A 15,686-nucleotide genomic window follows, 5' to 3' on the forward strand; every position below is an offset into this window, starting at 1 on the left:
ATGAGTTCGGGTGAAGTGGCTATTCATTGCTTGCACTTAAGGCATGACACTGTCTGCAATACAGATGCCTTGAGTATGGATGAAAGGGAGCGGGCAGCTGCCTTTCATTCTGTTCAGAGCCGCAAGCTATTTATTGCCGGGCGGCAACTTTGCCGCTCGGTCATTGCCCGTATGACCGGGCAAACGGCATCGGCAATTCACATCGCGATAAATTCCGCCGGAAAGCCCTATTTGCCAGACTGTGACATACGCTTCAGCCTTTCTCACAATGCCAATTGCGTGTTGCTCGCAACAAGCCGTCATGTGGACATAGGCATTGATCTGGAGGCGTTTCGAAATGATCATCGAGACGATCTTGAGGCTGCGGCATCTTTGGTTCTTTCCGATGTCGAGTTGAGGGTGATTGTGCAGCTTGACGAGGCCGAGCGGCACGATGCGCTCCTGTCAGCATGGGTGCGAAGAGAGGCCGCTCTGAAATGTTGGGGGCAAGGATTTCTGGTTGACCCCAGAGACATGCGCATCCAGTCAGATCAATATGGAAGCCATATGACAAAGCGGACTGGAGGCGCACGAACGACTATCGAGGGTGGACAATTTTCAGATGTCTATGGGAATCGATATTTTTGGGCGCTGGCCCAAGCTTGCAGTAATCGGATCGATGGAAGCAGATTGCGTTGGAACCTGAGCCACTTACCACCTTAACCGGATAAATATTGCGAAAACAACAAGATAAAAGAAATCAAATATATCTTGATTATTTCTATCCACTTTTATAGGCTGACGTTGTCACTCGGCGGGGAAATGCAAACTTGGATTTCGAAGGGCCCGGAAATGACACTCAATCTTTCGCAGTCAACATTGGATGGCCAGGTTCATGAAGCGCTTCTGATCCGCAGAAAGCTTTTGGCAGTTGCCCGTCGTATCACAGGCAGTGCAACGGTGGCGGAGGATATTGTTCAGGAAGTGATGTTGCAGCTTATCTCCGCGCCTTTAGGATCAGAGGTAGAGCGCCCAGCTTCCTACGTGACGCGGATGGTGAGAAATCTCGCTACGGATTATGTACGCCGCCGCGAATTCGAAAGAGCCCTCTTTGTCGAAGAACCAACCAGCGGATGTATAGCGCAATATGGCAGTCCTGAGGAGCACGTGCGCGAATGTCAGGCATATCAGGCTTTTCGACATGCCATGGAAATCATGCCGGCGCGCACGCGTGCGTTTTACGAGCAATATTATTTTGATGGAGTTCCACAAAAGGTTATCGCCCAGCGGGCTGGAGTTTCCTGTGCACTGGTCTGCGGACTTTTGAAGGACGCACATCGGCTCTGTGTGGCTGCTATTGGGTCGAATGACGAGCGGAAGATGCCTGTCAGGCGCAGAACGAATGCCTGAGAACGATGCGCGAAAGACGGGAGCCGTCCATGCATGATGCAATAGAGATTGTCGAAAACAAGGGGCAGATTTGCCGCGATATCATGTCGGAACTCTCCGATTGGTTCAACGAACCGGCGGTGATCGAAGCCTGTGCCGAGGCGGTGGAAGAACTGCCGATGTTCGGCTGCAAGGACGGCAATGATATCGTGGGATTTGTCGCGCTGAAGCAACATCCGCCGTCGGCCATGGAAATACTGGTCATTGCTTCGCGCCGGTCACACCACCGGGCAGGAATAGGCAGGCGGTTGCTCGCTGCGGCTGAACATGTGGCTAGAGAAGCCAATTGCCAACTCCTTACTGTGAAGACGCTTGCACCCCGTGGGAAGGATGAGCCGCAATATGATGCGACACGCGCTTTCTATGACAGAAGTGGATTTATTCGGGCCGAGACGTTTCCCACTCTTTGGCATGAGGATCATCCATGCCTCTTCTTTGTCAAACCACTGAATGCATCGCATTGAACTTCGCGTATCACCAAACCATTGTTCCAAGAACTGTTGTCTATGACGTCTGAATTTGCTTCGTTTTCCTTTCTGACGCGCCGTAGTCTTCTTCAGGCTACGGTAGGTCTGTGTCTGGCGAACGGTTCATCTGCCCGGGCGGATGTCGAGCCGGTGATGGAGCGTGTGGTATCGCTGGATTATGGACTGGTATCCACCATGCTGGCGTTCGATGTCGCACCGTTAGCGATTGCCGGGCGCGCCGACTGGAACAAATGGGTGGTTGAGCCGGAGCTGCCATCGGGCGTTGCTGATCTGGGGGCTACCAGTGCGATCAATTTCGAAGTTTTGGCGAGTATCAAACCGACACTCATTCTGACCACGCCGTTTCTCGCGCCACTGAAACCGAAGCTGGAAGCTATCGGCCCGGTACTTGAACTTACCATTTATGCTGAGGGTGGCGATGCCTTATCCCGTTCTATCGCGGCGACAGAGGCGCTGGGGGTGACGCTCGGACGCGAAGTACAGGCTCGCGATTTTCTGGAACGAGCCGACCGACAATTTGATGATTATTCCGCGCGGATTGCCCAGTTGAACGCTCCGCCGTTGGCGCTGGTCAATTTTGTGGATATGCGTCATGCCCGCATTTATGGCGGGGGCGGGCTTTATCAAAGTGTTTTGAGTCGGATTGGCCTCAAGAATGCATGGACCGGAGCCGCTAACTATTGGGGCTTTGAAACCATTGGTCTTGAACAACTGGCCTTGATGGACCAGAATTTGCGGCTGGTCGCTTTCGAGCCGCTGGTCCCTCCCGATATAATGGAAAGGCTGCAAGAAAGCCCCTTGTGGAGTTCACTCCCCTTTGTGAAAGCTGGCCGTTATACGGTTTTGCCCGGCGTTCTGATGTTCGGCATGGTGGTGGAGGCGTTACGTTTTGCGGACCTTCTGGTCAATGCACTGGAGCGTAAGGCATGATCCGTCTTGCTTCATCATCAAACGGTTTGGCGCCACTGATTGCCCTTGCCCTTCTGCTATCGGGCGGATTATTGGCATGGCATGGCATCGCCCCGGACATAGCCAGATTGTTCGTGCGTAGCGCAGACTACGATCCGCGATTTATCATGCTTGCCTATTCGACATTACCGCGTCTGGTGACGGCGTTGATAGGTGGTGCTGCACTGGCACTTGCAGGTACGTTGTTGCAGCAGGTGCTGCGTAACCCTCTGGCTTCGCCAACGACGCTGGGCATTTCGGCGGGGGCCAATCTGGCACTGGTCGTTACCATGCTTGCATTTCCAACGCTTGCGGGTTTGAGCCGGGACAGCGTTGCGCTGATCGGTAGTGCTCTTGCCGCAGCTATCGTTTTTCTCATCGGTGCGCGGCGGAGTTTTTCGCCCTTTGCGCTTATTCTGGCTGGTCTGATCGTCAGTGTGTGGTGCGGTGCTCTTGCCTCCATCCTCATTCTGATGAACGACCGCTATTTGTCGGGTTTGTTCATATGGGGTGCCGGTTCGCTGGCGCAGCAAAGTTGGTCGGTTCCGCTATCGCTTATTCCAAAAGTTGCCACTTTGTCCTTGATCACCTTTATCATGGCGCGACCACTCGCCTTGATGGAACTCGGAGACAGCGGGGCAAGCGGTCTTGGGCTTTCGGTAAAACACGCGCGCATCGCTGCAATTTGCCTTGCCGTGGCTTTGACAGCGGTGGTCACGAGCGCTGTCGGCGTGATTGGCTTTGTTGGTCTGGTGGCTCCAGCGATCACACGTCTTGCTGGAGCGCGCACACTGAAAAGCCAGCTTATCTGGTCACCGCTGGTCGGCGCTGGCTTGTTGTTTCTGACCGATGAAGTGGTGCAACTATTGGCGAATGCATCCTCTGGTTTTCTGCCAACCGGTGCGGTCACCGCTCTGTTCGGGGCGCCTGTGCTCCTGATGCTGGTGCCCCGACTGAAAGCTGTGCATCGCGGGTTGCCCGAGTTGGGAGGTGCAGCCGGACGTTCCCTCTCTGTCAAGTCTTGGCTGGTGGTGCTTGTCAGTCTGCTGCTGCTTGTCTTGATATTGCTGGCACTTTTCCTTGGTCGTGAACCCGGCGGAAATTGGGCATTCACAGGGAGTAATTTGTGGCCTGAAGTTCTGCCTTATCGTATTCCACGGGTGATAGGCGCTTTTGCAGCAGGCCTGATGTTGGGCGTCGTGGGAACACTGCTTCAGCGGTTGACGGGCAATGAAATGGCAAGCCCGGAGGTGCTGGGTGTTTCCGCCGGTGCCACCATGGGCGTTGCTGTGGCGCTCTTTATGCTACCGGTTATGGGCTTGTTTGCCCAAATCGGCTTTGCGGCGATTGGTGCTCTGATTGTGCTGGTCATCATCATTGTGCTTGGATTGCGTTCCGGTTTCGCGCCTGAGCGGGTTCTGCTAACCGGCATCGCGCTTACAGCCATGCTTGACGCTGCCGTCGGTATCATTGCAGCCAGCGGTGATCCGCGCGCCATTATCTTGCTGCAATGGATGAGCGGTTCGACCTATCTTATCGAAACTCCAATGGCGCTTACGGCGACCGGGATCGGACTCGCGGGCTTGTTGTTGGCACTGGTGATGCGTCGATGGCTCGACATGTTACCGCTCGGACCAGTGGTGGCGCAGTCGGTGGGTGTTCATGTGGTAGTCGCTCGTTCGGCGCTGTTAACGCTGGCGGCTTTTCTGACAAGTGCGGCAACACTTGTGGTCGGACCTTTGAGCTTTATCGGATTGATGGGACCTCATGTCGCGCGAGAGCTCGGCTTGCGTCGGGCTGTACCGCAAGTGCTGGGCGCCGCGCTGGCCGGTGCCGGACTGATGGTTCTTGCCGACTGGATTGGTCGAATGATCGCATTTCCCTATCAGATACCGGCTGGCCTTGTTTCAGCATTGATTGGAACGCCACTGTTGCTGGTTCTCCTGCTACAGCGCAGGCGTTCAGTCTGAGTGCGCAACTAGCCGCCTTCACACATCCGAGTTGACAACAATCTGGAGAAAGCAAAATGCGTAAAGTCGCTTTGGTAACCGGAGGTACGCGCGGAATTGGAGCCGCCATATCAATAGCTTTGCAGGAAGCGGGCTATAATGTTGCAGCGACCTATATTCGCGACAGCGACGCCGCAGCTTCATTCTCTCAGAAGACGGGTATTCCGACATATCAGTGGGATGTTTGCGACTACGCTGCGTGTGAAGAGGGGATCAAAAAGGTTGAACAGGAGTTGGGTGTCATCAACGTTCTTGTCAACAATGCCGGTATTACACGCGACCGCATGTTCCACAAGATGACACCGGGTGAGTGGCATGAGGTTATCAGCACCAATCTTGGTGGGCTTTTCAATATGACACATCCGATCTGGCAGGGGATGCGTGAGCGCAGTTTCGGGCGCGTTATCAATATTTCGTCCATCAACGGTCAGAAGGGCCAGATGGGGCAGGTGAACTATTCGGCAGCCAAGGCTGGTGATCTGGGTTTCACCAAAGCTCTGGCTCAGGAAGGGGCGGGGAAAGGCATAACGGTCAACGCCGTATGCCCCGGTTATGTCGGTACGGAGATGGTCAGGCAGGTTCCCGAGAACGTCATGAACGATCACATCCTGCCGCAAATCCCGGCAGGCCGTCTGGCGACACCCGACGAGATTGCACGTTGTGTGTTGTTTCTTGCTTCTGATGCAGCCGGCTTCATCACCGGCTCCACGCTGTCGGTGAATGGTGGTCAGTATTTCGCCTGAGACAAGAGATTAGTGACGGCCATTGGGCAGCGGGCACAATTGCCCGCAGCCAGCCACGCCGGGAAGATTATAACGCAAGCAGCAGATTTTACGTTGTTTGAAGGCGTCGCCGCATGACGGGCTTGTCGTGCGCATCATGCCATACATAGGGTTCTTTCCGCCGTCCGGCCATAGTGGTTCGTCGAGTAGCATTCGTCCGGCAACGCCGAGGACTGGGTCGACATGATGCGCGACCTCATCGACAATCCAGGAATAATAGCCCGCGACATTGTTCCATAGAAGTTTTGGCGCGACCTTTGCATTGGAGCAGATAGCCTCAATCAGCGGTTCTATATGATCCCGCATCAGCGCAAGGAGGTCTGCGGTACGGTTTGCGGCGGTTCCTTCTTCACCGGGATTGTCGAGCAGAATTGCGGTGGGAGCCGCGTTGGCAGGTGTACATACCACTGCGCTACTGTTCAGATTCAGAGGCAGATGTTTTCCATGAACGAGCCGCAGCACTGTCGGTGAGATAGAAACGACGCTGAAATAATACATCGTCCACATTGAAATAACCGCACGACGATCGCCACCTGGAAACAAAGATGCGAAACGCTCTATGACACTGTCGAACACGGTCGCATCGGTCAGATCGCTGCATGGAATGGTTTCCGTTTCTTCTGGAGCGGCGAGGAGTATCTTGCCTCGACAATAGGCGAAGCGCTCGTCAATCGCCTTGTCCAGCACGTGGGGATCCCGAACCGTCACAGAAGGAGCGCGCCCAAAAGCCTGTACAGATGTCGCCATCACACCTTACCAACGGTATTTAAGAGAGCCTGTCACGTTGCGGCCCTGACTGAGATAACAAAAGCCGCTTTCGCAGACATCGAGGCGACGATCGGCAATATTGCGCACGTTGACAGCGGCTGTCAGACCGTCAAGATCATGGTTGATGGCACCGAAGTCGTAGGTCATGCCTGCATCGACATAGAGCGCCGACGGATTCTTGTCGGTGTTGGCATTGTCAGTATAGCTTTTGCTGTTGAAGCGCAGGCCGGCACCGAGGCTGAGACCCCTGACTACAGATCCTTCATCAAATGTATAGTTGGACCAGAGCGACGCGGTGTGACGTGGCCGCACGGCAACCTCGTTGCCTGAGTTCTCACCTTCAGTGATTTCTGACTCACTCAGCGTATAGGCAACAATGATATCGAGCCCGGACGAGATTGCCATTCTCGCTTCGAGTTCCAACCCTTTCGTGGTGACTTCGCCCAGCGATTGATAGGACAGTGTGAGGGGATCGACCAACTGTGGTTTGTTCTGCTCCACGATATGATAGGCGGCGGCGGATAGAAGGATATCTGTTCCGGGAGGCTGATACTTCACGCCGACTTCGTATTGCTCGCCTGTTGTTGGCTTCAACGTGTCTCCCGATGCCGAGCGCTGTGTGACCGGATCGAAAGATGTCGAATAGTTTGCATAGGGCGCGATGCCGTTATCGAACAAATAGAGCGCGCCCAGTTGTACCGATGTTGCAGTATCGTCGACGTCCTGGCTGTCTTGTGTTCCCGAGCTGACATAGGTGGTATTGCGCTTCTGGTTTACCCAGGTTTGGCGCGCACCCAGTGTGAAACGCCATCGGTCCACTTCGATCTGGTCAAGGGCATAAATGCCGGTCTGGCGCAGGTCCATGTCCAGCAGAGAGTAATTGAAGTCAGGCGTTGCGCCCGTTAGCCCGTATTGAGGGTTGGAAATGTCCAGATCGAAAGCGGGATCGACTGCTCCTATCCCGTAGCCGAAGGATGACGACAGGTTTGTGTAATCCAGCCCGAACAGCATGGTATGCGAAAGAGGCCCGGTGTCGAACTTGGCTTCGAGCTGATTATCGATCTGAAAAATGTTCGCTTCATCTTTAAGCGCGGTCGCGCCGCGATGGGCAATTGTGTCAGTCCAGCTATAGATGCTGAGATAACGCGCGCGTAAATCCATATGTGAGTAGCGCGCATGCTGCCGGAAGGTCAGGCCATTGTCGAATTCGTGTTCAAAACGATAGCCAACCTGCTGTTGCCGCACTTTCTGATAATCGTACTTCGGATCGCTGGCGCGAATATCGAGAACCTGCCCGCTTGGTGTGACGACAGCACTCGGACTGGCGTCAGATTCGTCAGATTGTATCAGTCCATAAACCGTGAGCGATGTGGCAGCGTCCGGTTTCCAGGTGAAGGATGGCTGGAACATATAGCGGTCATCGGCAATGTCGAAATTGGTTTCGCCAGCCCGTGCGAGACCGGTGAAGCGATATAGGAAATTGTTGTTGTCTTCGCTAACCGGTCCGCCAAAATCGAATGTTGCCTGCGCGCGACTTTGGGTGCCGTAGAGCACGCCGACTTCACGGAACGTTTCTTCTGTTGGGCTCTTGGATATCTTGTTGATGATGCCGCCAGGAGAACCGGCACCATAGAGCACGGACACCGGCCCCTTGATGACCTCAACGCGCTCGAGCGAATAGGGCTCTGTCGGGAAGTTGCCATAATTGACATAATATTGGCGCAGCCCGTCGCGGAAATCGCCATTGAGTGACAGGATCTGACCGCGCAACATAATGACATCATAGCGGGGATCAAAGCCGGTAGACGCAGTGGTTACGCCCGCAGTATAGTTTACAGCCTCAACAATGCTATTGGTGGCGCGCTCTTCCAGCTCTTTCTGCGTGATGACGGATACAGCACGAGGCGTTTCGAGAATAGGCGTCGCAATCTTGGTAGCGCCACGGCTCTGCTTGGCCATGACGGTAGAATTATCTTCGCTAACGCCGCCGATGTCACCGCTGTTCTCAATGATGATGGGGGCAAGTTGAGTCGTATTGCCGGAACTATTCTGAGCAAAGGCAGCACTGCCCATTGCCAAAGTGGCCGCCAAGACTGATGTTGTTTGCAATAGGTAACAGGTGAGCGGACTAAGAGAGCTACACTGACGGCGGAGTCTGGTCACGACAAACAAATCCTCTCCAGAAGGCCCCGCATCAGCAAAGCCAGCCAAATAAATCAATTCAATGTGTTGTTCACGCTGCAGCGTGACAGACTGTTCATCAAACCATATAGCCGCGGCGCGATATCGTCAACTTATCTTGACTGAATTTATCATCTTTTTGCGCGAGATTAACGAAAGTTTTTCGAATGTATTGATTGAAACTATTAAACAAGAAAACTAACTTATTTCTGTTTATCGGATTATTCTATATTCAAGTACGATCAAAATTTCTTTATATAATGAGAAAATCATCAAATAATTAAGTATATTATGGTTCACAATTGGCGACGGAAAGCGGATATCTAATCGTATGTGTTCAGCCGCTTTTATTATTAAAAGCGGGCGAGATTGGTCTGATGCGGTCGGCCGTTATGCATAGATTTCCATGATGCCAACTCATCGTAACGCAATTTTTCCTGCGTGGAGTTATGGCATCGCGCCTGAATTCAGACGCAGTGATGTTGCTATGGATTGCTGCGGATAGAACGTCTCGAGATCCGGTAAACACGGGCAGGCGGAATGTTTGCAAATGTGCCGCCGATGGGCGTTGCCTTCAAGCCTAACCGATCCAATAATCTGCGGGGTACGGGGCAAACCGGGCCATAGGTGAACTGGAAAAACGCCCCGTCGTCTTTCAGTGCCGCGAAAGAGCCTCTAAGTATTTTCAATACGGTGCGTGATGACATCGAAAGCAGCGGTAGACCGCTGATCACGGCCCCAAAGTCCGATTGCTGAAAACGCGGATCACCCATCAGAGAAGCTGCGCTCATCTGGAGTACGACAGCCTCTGGAAATCGATCCGTCAGTAGGGTGGCGAACGCCTCTTCATACTCGACCAATGTCAAGTCGGCTTCGCTGATCCCTCGCGCCAGGATTGCGCGCGTGAATACTCCGGTTCCCGGGCCCAGCTCGAGAACTCTTCCAGTCTCAGGTGAGAGCTCACTGATAATTATCCGAGCGAGAGCCGCGCCAGAGGGTGCGAGCGCAGCAATTTGCAGCGGATTCGCCCGCCATGCTTTAAAGAAACGCCATCGATCGCCGCGGGCATTGTCCTCTGTGTGCTTATAAATGAAGCTAAGATTCAGCGATGGGAGTGGTTTTGTTTTCCCTTGGCACGAGCAAAAAGAAAACGGGAAGTGGCTTTGGCCGGATTGATTTTGACTCATGATGGTTCTTTCAATCAAACTTGAGCGGAGTTAATCAAGATTTGGCGATCGCACGCCACACCTAGTGGTCATCGTGCTTTCGACGCTATTCCGGGATTTTGCTTGCCCGGCAAAACCGATGGTCAGAACCGATGCTATCGCAGAGCTTGGTGCCATGTTCGACGATCTGGCGGCAGCACCAGCCACCAACGGAATGACGCCACTGATACCGATCCCCGCGAGGCAGAAGCCGATAATTGACAGTATAAGAGTTGGAAAAGCGACAGCGGTTGCGAATCCGGCAAGCGTTAACGCACCGCTCCATTGTAGCGTTCTCTTTATGCCGAACCGATTAACGAACTTGTTGAGGATAAACAGCCGCCCGACTGTCATTGCACCCATGAACATTGCGAAGCCGAGGCCCACATAGCGTTGGTCGGGTGCCACTACATCGTGAAAGTAGACGGTACTCCAGTCATACATAATCGCCTCACATGCCATGCCAAAGAAGGCGATCAGGCCATAGTTTAAGAGAGATCTGTCCGGTATTGCGAAAGCATTTCCAGCCGTTTCGAGGGATGGTTCATTGTAGAGATAACGCCAGCAAGCAAAGGCAGAGACAATCGCAATGGTTGATATCAGACTGAAATGCTGGGACATGCTGATGCCTTGACCTAGTGTCAAAGCGCCGATGCCTGCGCCGACGAAGCCCGCCAGTCCCCATAGGCCATGAAAGAATGGTAGTTTCGTTTCGCCACTCAACCTCTCCATGATGCTGGCTTGCGTGTTATTCGAAACATTGACGGCGCTGTATGAAAAGCCAAAAGCAAATACTACAACCACGAGCTGGGCGATGCTTGTGATAAACGGTACTAGGGCAAGCAGGACAGCGATCATAATGATCGTCGCTACGCCGACAAGCCTGCTCCCAATCCTTGCAATAGCCCATCCTGATACCGGCAGCGAGATCAACAAGCCTATCGTCAATGCGAAGAGCACGCTTCCAAGCATACTATCCGACATCGAAAGCGCGTCTCTGACCGATGCAATACGAGAACTCCAGCTGCCAAAGCATAGTCCCAGCATGAAGAACATACTGGATATCGCAATGTTTCTTTCTTTCATCTGTGTTTCCGGTTTCGGGTTTCGCGTCGGGGTGACTGTTTTGGGCGGCTAGAATGAAATGCAGGCACATGTGCGCTATCGAAGCTTGTTTGGCTTCTGGTTCAGGGATAGGTCTGGTGCCGATCCATCGCGGCGCCTTACCACGTGCCGCAATGATCTTATGTATAGGGTTCTTGTTTGTGTTCAGCGCGTAAGCTGACACAAACTGCGCTAGCCCTTTGCAAAAGCGTTAACACCTGTGAGCTCGGCTGAGACTCTCCAAAGACGTTTCGCCTCGTCCGTGTCGGTCGCATAGGCTTTCACGCCTACCAAAGGCGGCGTCGTATCATTGGCGCGAATGGCCACGTCACAATCTTCGCAATAAAGGCCACCAAGACCGTCAAGTTGCGGCGTTGTTGCTGCCCAAACGGCCGTCGCGGCGCCTTGTTCGGGTGACTTGAGTGGAATAAGTGGATTTCCATCGGCATCGATCCAGCCGGCTGCCAGCATTTCTTCCATCGTCAGATGTCGTTGCAGTGGGGTAACAATATTTCCGGGATGCAGCGAAAAGGCTCGAACGCTTTCTTCGCGTCCAAGATTGTCCAGCTCCAAAGCAAAAAGTGCATTGGCCGTTTTGGACTGACCATAAGCAACCCATTTATCATAACCATCTGCGAAATTAAGGTCATACCATCGGATCGGCGAGAAGTGATGCCCGGCTGAAGAGACCGAAATGACGCGTGCACCACCGGACAAAACCGGCCACAGGTGGTTTGCCAGCGCAAAATGGCCAAGGTGGTTGGTTGCGAACTGCATTTCCCAGTTTTGACCAACCCGTGTTTCGGGCGCAGCCATGACGCCAGCATTGTTGATGAGAATATCGATATGCTCGCCTTCCTTGAGGACTTTTTCAGCAAAGGCCTGGACGCTCTGCAAATCCGACAGATCGAGTTGTTCGACCGTGACTTTCGGAATGTTACCGGTCGCAGTGCGTGCTTCCTTGACGTTGCGGGATGCAACGGTCACAGCGGCGCCAGCTTTCGACAGGGCTATGGTTGTTTCGAGGCCAAGACCCGAGTGTCCTCCGGTTACGATTGCACGCTTGCCTGAGAGGTCAACGCCAGAAATGACATCCATTGTTGAACTGTCTGCGTTGAAGCCGGAATGAAGCGGTTTTTGGTGATCTGTCATGTTTGCTCTCCAATAGATGTTGCTTGCCCGGAATGGCTTGTACAAAAATAAGAGGTGCCAACTGAACAATCCATGTTAAGAAGTACTGGTTTGTTACTAGATCGTTCGGATTTCAGGTATGGACCCTCTCTCCAATGCGCTTTCTTTACTGAAGCCCAAAGGCACGCTGAGTGTGGGCCTTGAGGCGGGTGGAGACTGGGCAATCAGTTTTCCCGCCCATGAAGGCATAAAATTTAACGCGGCAATGAAGGGCTGCTGCTGGCTTACTGTCGAGGGTGAGGTGGAGCCACGTTGGATTGAGGCCGGGGATTGTGTGCTGCTTACACGCGGCTATCCCGTTGTTGCGACAAACAAGCTCGGACTGCCAGCGATTGAGGCAGCGTCGATTTATGACGGTGCTGAAAATGGGGTGGCCACATATAATGGTGGTGGTGATTTTTCTCTGATCGGCGGACGCTTCACTTTTGAGAAAGAGCGCTTTGATCAGCTATTTGCATCTTTGCCGGCGGTAATCCACATTCGCGGGTCGTCCAGACCGGCCGGTGTACTTAGATGGTCACTTGAACAGCTCGTGTTGGAATTGGCCCAGAACTCGCCTGGCAGTGCGCTGATGACCGAGCACCTAGCCCATATCATGCTCTTGCAAGTATTGCGGCTCTGGCTGGATTCTTCAGATGAACATAACGGTTGGCTGGGAGCGCTCGCCGATAAACGGCTCTACCGTGCGATTGCTGCCATGCATGCCGAGCCTGCAAGCCGCTGGACGGTTGCAGAGCTTGCCGGGATTGCCAACATGTCCAGAACGACTTTTGCCGTTCGCTTTCGCGAAGTGGTCGGTCAAACCCCGCTTGATTATCTTACGAGTTGGCGAATGCAGCTTGCTGCGGATTTGCTCCAATCCACGGAGACCAATGTAAGAAATATTGGGTTCTCCGTCGGGTATTTGTCAGAGGCGGCTTTCTGTACAGTCTTCCGACGCGTGCTTGGTTGCACGCCCGCACAGTATAGACGTCGCATAGTCGCCCGATTTGCCGACAGGTTGTTGGCACACTAAAACTCTGATGGACGATGGTGCTGAAACAAAATGATTGTTAGCAATCAGTGTCTTTGCTGAACAGTTGACACTGGGCATGGAGGTGGATGCTTGCTCCCGGAACTGGAACGGATGCTGGTCTAATCTTCTGCCGTTATTGTCCGACATAGCGCGCGCGGGGCCTGATGAGTTTGTCGTCCAGCTTCTGTTCCAGGGCATGAGCTATCCAGCCAACAGTCCGAGCAATGGCAAAAATTGCCAGTGCGGAGCCGCGAGGCAAATTGAGACTTCGCCGTAGGCTCACCAGTGCCACATCACAGGTGGGCAATTGCCCGGCGGTGTCATTCATTACTTGCAGAAGTTCGTCACGCCGTGCATTCGGCGGAAGATGGGGGAGCAGGCCTGTTGCGCGTGGATCACCATCCGGATAGAGCGGATGATGAAAGCCGGGAATGGTTTCACCCCGACGCAAACGTTCTTCGATTACCCGTTCTATGTCGCTATTCTGATCCAATTCATCGAATAGCAGCTCAACAAGGCTGGTCATACCACCATGCAAGGGACCACTCAGCGCAGAAAGCCCTGCATTCAGGCATGCACCCAGAGAAGCGCCCGTTGAAGCAACAACCCGCACGGCAAATGCCGATGCATTAAGCTCGTGATCTGCTTGTAGAACCAGTGCGCGACGGATCAGATCAGCACCCAGAGCATCCGTTTGCCAGGCATTGGCGAGAAACAGGTGAGCCGGCTGGGTATTCGGCTGGCTTGAGGTGCAGGCTCCGGCGACAGCCCGCAATATGACCGCAGCGCCAGACCATAGACGCCGGTTGTCGCGCCGCCATGCGGTAAGGCGACCGGCTTCCACAAGGGGAAGAAGTGTCTGACATCGTTCTGTCAGCGGCAGATTTCTGGCGAGGTCTAAAACCGACTGTGGCCATGACGGAGGAGAAGCCTTCGGATCGGTAAATGGATCAGCTTCGCTGCAATTCCATAGCAAACACGCCACCTCTTCCAAGGTCGCTTTTTGGGACAGATCAAGAGCGCTATGACCGCGATAGCGCAAGGCGCCTTCCGCGATTTCGGTAATGGCCGACTCCAGAACAGGCAGTCCCCAATCAAGCGCGTTGGCAGCTACCCGTCCCGGACGCCGTCCAACGGCCTTCCTTTTCTTCAGTAACTCAATGTCATGTGCGCTGTAGAGTTTGCGGCGAGGGTCATCCGAAGCACTGCTTGTGCGGATCAGTCCACGGCTCACATAGGCATAAAGTGTTGCCCGGCTGATACCAAGCTCGACTGAAGCGCGATCGGCAGTCATGAACTTGTCGGGATACTGCATTCTGATCTCGTATTGATTATATGAATCAAGATTGACCATATATACACACGGCGGCATCCTCAACTGTATTCGCATTGAACCGAGGAGAATGACATGTCCGCAACCCCTGCTATTGTTCGCCAGGCTTCGGCTCCAGGCCTTGATGATGTTGTCGCGGCGGAAACCATGCTGAGCCATGTGGACGGACAGGCAGGCGAACTGGTCATTCGAGGCCATCACCTAGCGGAACTGGCTGACTGGTCCTTCGAGCAGGTGTTGGAATTATTTTGGAAGGAGCAAACCTCGCCAATCGTCACTGCACGGGACATTCGCGACCAACTGGGCATAGCAAGGCAACGCGTCTTTGAACTGATGCAGCCTTTGCTTCCAGCTCTTTCGCACCTCTCTGCCGTGGAGGCACTTCGCCTTCTCCTATCGTCGCTGCCGGATGATGAAAAAAGACCACATCACATTATTGCTGTTGCAGCCGTCCCGGTCTTTGCCACAGCAATCATTCGCAACAAGCAGGGACTTGCGCCGATTGCGCCTGATAGCTCACTCGCCCATTCGGCAGATTTCCTGCGGATGCTCTCCGGTGTGCAGCCTTCGCCGGAGAAGGTACGGGCGCTCGATACTTACATGACTACGGTTGCCGATCACGGGCTCAATGCCTCCACCTTCACGGCCCGTGTGATTGCCTCGACGGAAGCCGGCCTTTTTTCGTCAGTTGTCGGTGCGCTCTGCGCTTTGAAGGGACCGCTCCATGGCGGAGCACCGGGCCCGGTGCTTGATATGCTGGATGCGATTGGAACCGATGCAAATATCGAGCCGTGGTTGCAGGATGCGCTGGCTCGCGGGGAGCGCCTGATGGGCTTCGGCCACCGTATTTACCGGGTTCGTGACCCGAGAGCCGACGTATTAAAGGGGGCCCTGTCTATCCTGAACGATGGCTCCGCGCGCATTTCTTTCGCGGGCAAAGTGGAGGAGGCCGCATTGGCTCTTCTGAAGGAGAAAAAGCCGCTTCGTCCTTTGCAAACCAATGTGGAGTTTTATACTGCACTGGTGCTCGAAACGGTCGGTTTCCCGCGCGACAGTTTTACCAATGTGTTCGCTGCCGGTCGTATGGCGGGATGGACTGCGCATGTACTGGAGCAGGAACGCACGGGAAGGCTTATCAGACCGCAATCCCGCTATACGGGTCCGCGGCCAAGCTGAAATTTGCCCGATGACTGAATATCAGTTCAGCGTGGGCGCTGAATCACGAAGAATTGAG

At 53.9% G+C, this 15,686-nt stretch carries 14 protein-coding genes; 8 read left to right on the forward strand and 6 right to left on the reverse strand.

Annotated features, from left to right (window positions below):
- The 6 genes from ACTJKP_RS19730 to phbB are packed head-to-tail and all read left to right on the forward strand — an operon-like array spanning position 1 to position 5,616.
- A complete protein-coding gene (locus ACTJKP_RS19730; protein WP_440631873.1) occupies positions 1-702 on the forward strand; it encodes a 4'-phosphopantetheinyl transferase family protein in 702 nt (233 codons plus the stop codon).
- 48 nt (positions 703-750) lie between these two features.
- Positions 751-1,389, forward strand: coding sequence for a sigma-70 family RNA polymerase sigma factor (locus tag ACTJKP_RS19735; RefSeq protein ID WP_440631874.1), 639 nt, complete (start codon positions 751-753; stop codon positions 1,387-1,389).
- Positions 1,390-1,418: 29 nt separating this feature from the next.
- Positions 1,419-1,892, forward strand: coding sequence for a GNAT family N-acetyltransferase (locus tag ACTJKP_RS19740; protein ID WP_078341134.1), 474 nt, complete (start codon positions 1,419-1,421; stop codon positions 1,890-1,892).
- 42 nt (positions 1,893-1,934) lie between these two features.
- Positions 1,935-2,846 (forward strand): iron-siderophore ABC transporter substrate-binding protein, encoded by a 912-nt coding sequence (locus ACTJKP_RS19745; RefSeq protein WP_440631875.1) that lies wholly within the window; start codon positions 1,935-1,937, stop codon positions 2,844-2,846.
- The gene (gene fhuB / locus ACTJKP_RS19750) at positions 2,843-4,834 is read left to right on the forward strand and encodes a Fe(3+)-hydroxamate ABC transporter permease FhuB (RefSeq protein WP_440631876.1); all 1,992 of its coding nucleotides are present in this window, start codon (positions 2,843-2,845) and stop codon (positions 4,832-4,834) included. Before ACTJKP_RS19745 ends, fhuB begins: the two co-directional genes overlap by 4 nt.
- Before the next feature lie 56 nt (positions 4,835-4,890).
- Positions 4,891-5,616 carry an acetoacetyl-CoA reductase gene (gene phbB, locus ACTJKP_RS19755; RefSeq protein WP_440631877.1) on the forward strand — a complete coding sequence of 242 codons (726 nt, stop codon included), beginning with the start codon at positions 4,891-4,893 and terminating at the stop codon, positions 5,614-5,616.
- A gap of 9 nt (positions 5,617-5,625) precedes the next feature.
- On the opposite strand, the gene fhuF is transcribed toward phbB, so the two are convergent.
- The 5 genes from fhuF to ACTJKP_RS19780 form a co-directional block, all read right to left on the reverse strand.
- Positions 5,626-6,402 (reverse strand): siderophore-iron reductase FhuF, encoded by a 777-nt coding sequence (gene fhuF / locus ACTJKP_RS19760; RefSeq protein WP_440631878.1) that lies wholly within the window; start codon positions 6,400-6,402, stop codon positions 5,626-5,628.
- 6 nt (positions 6,403-6,408) lie between these two features.
- Complete coding sequence (locus tag ACTJKP_RS19765) at positions 6,409-8,496, reverse strand: TonB-dependent siderophore receptor (RefSeq protein WP_440631898.1); 2,088 nt, start codon at positions 8,494-8,496, stop codon at positions 6,409-6,411.
- Positions 8,497-9,089: 593 nt separating this feature from the next.
- Positions 9,090-9,791, reverse strand: a complete 702-nt coding sequence (locus ACTJKP_RS19770) for a class I SAM-dependent methyltransferase (RefSeq protein ID WP_440631879.1) — start codon at positions 9,789-9,791, stop codon at positions 9,090-9,092.
- A 30-nt stretch (positions 9,792-9,821) separates the two neighbouring features.
- Positions 9,822-10,895, reverse strand: a complete 1,074-nt coding sequence (locus tag ACTJKP_RS19775; protein ID WP_440631880.1) for an MFS transporter — start codon at positions 10,893-10,895, stop codon at positions 9,822-9,824.
- A 210-nt stretch (positions 10,896-11,105) separates the two neighbouring features.
- A complete protein-coding gene (locus ACTJKP_RS19780; RefSeq protein WP_440631881.1) occupies positions 11,106-12,065 on the reverse strand; it encodes an oxidoreductase in 960 nt (319 codons plus the stop codon).
- A gap of 118 nt (positions 12,066-12,183) precedes the next feature.
- On the opposite strand from ACTJKP_RS19780, the gene ACTJKP_RS19785 reads away from it, so the two are divergent.
- Positions 12,184-13,119, forward strand: a complete 936-nt coding sequence (locus ACTJKP_RS19785; RefSeq protein ID WP_440631882.1) for an AraC family transcriptional regulator — start codon at positions 12,184-12,186, stop codon at positions 13,117-13,119.
- Positions 13,120-13,252: 133 nt separating this feature from the next.
- Here ACTJKP_RS19785 and ACTJKP_RS19790 read toward each other — a convergent pair whose 3' ends face one another.
- On the reverse strand, positions 13,253-14,434 hold the full coding sequence (locus ACTJKP_RS19790; RefSeq protein WP_440631883.1) for a citrate/2-methylcitrate synthase: 1,182 nt from the start codon (positions 14,432-14,434) through the stop codon (positions 13,253-13,255).
- Between the two features lie 93 nt (positions 14,435-14,527).
- Between ACTJKP_RS19790 and ACTJKP_RS19795 the strand changes: the two genes are divergently transcribed.
- Complete coding sequence (locus ACTJKP_RS19795; protein WP_440631884.1) at positions 14,528-15,628, forward strand: citrate synthase/methylcitrate synthase; 1,101 nt, start codon at positions 14,528-14,530, stop codon at positions 15,626-15,628.
- The last annotated feature ends 58 nt before the right edge of the window (positions 15,629-15,686 follow it).

It is taken from the genome of Brucella sp. 22210 (assembly GCF_052045675.1).
Classification (GTDB): Bacteria; Pseudomonadota; Alphaproteobacteria; order Rhizobiales; family Rhizobiaceae; genus Brucella.

Coding starts and splice junctions, on each gene's coding strand:
- ACTJKP_RS19730 (WP_440631873.1), top strand. CDS start 1: ATGAGTTCGGGTGAAGTGGCTATTCATTGCTTGCACTTAAGGCATGAC.
- ACTJKP_RS19740 (WP_078341134.1), top strand. CDS start 1,419: ATGCATGATGCAATAGAGATTGTCGAAAACAAGGGGCAGATTTGCCGC.
- ACTJKP_RS19745 (WP_440631875.1), top strand. CDS start 1,935: ATGACGTCTGAATTTGCTTCGTTTTCCTTTCTGACGCGCCGTAGTCTT.
- fhuB (WP_440631876.1), top strand. CDS start 2,843: ATGATCCGTCTTGCTTCATCATCAAACGGTTTGGCGCCACTGATTGCC.
- phbB (WP_440631877.1), top strand. CDS start 4,891: ATGCGTAAAGTCGCTTTGGTAACCGGAGGTACGCGCGGAATTGGAGCC.
- fhuF (WP_440631878.1), bottom strand. CDS start 6,402: ATGGCGACATCTGTACAGGCTTTTGGGCGCGCTCCTTCTGTGACGGTT.
- ACTJKP_RS19765 (WP_440631898.1), bottom strand. CDS start 8,496: ATGGGCAGTGCTGCCTTTGCTCAGAATAGTTCCGGCAATACGACTCAA.
- ACTJKP_RS19770 (WP_440631879.1), bottom strand. CDS start 9,791: ATGAGTCAAAATCAATCCGGCCAAAGCCACTTCCCGTTTTCTTTTTGC.
- ACTJKP_RS19775 (WP_440631880.1), bottom strand. CDS start 10,895: ATGAAAGAAAGAAACATTGCGATATCCAGTATGTTCTTCATGCTGGGA.
- ACTJKP_RS19780 (WP_440631881.1), bottom strand. CDS start 12,065: ATGACAGATCACCAAAAACCGCTTCATTCCGGCTTCAACGCAGACAGT.
- ACTJKP_RS19785 (WP_440631882.1), top strand. CDS start 12,184: ATGGACCCTCTCTCCAATGCGCTTTCTTTACTGAAGCCCAAAGGCACG.
- ACTJKP_RS19790 (WP_440631883.1), bottom strand. CDS start 14,434: ATGCAGTATCCCGACAAGTTCATGACTGCCGATCGCGCTTCAGTCGAG.
- ACTJKP_RS19795 (WP_440631884.1), top strand. CDS start 14,528: ATGTCCGCAACCCCTGCTATTGTTCGCCAGGCTTCGGCTCCAGGCCTT.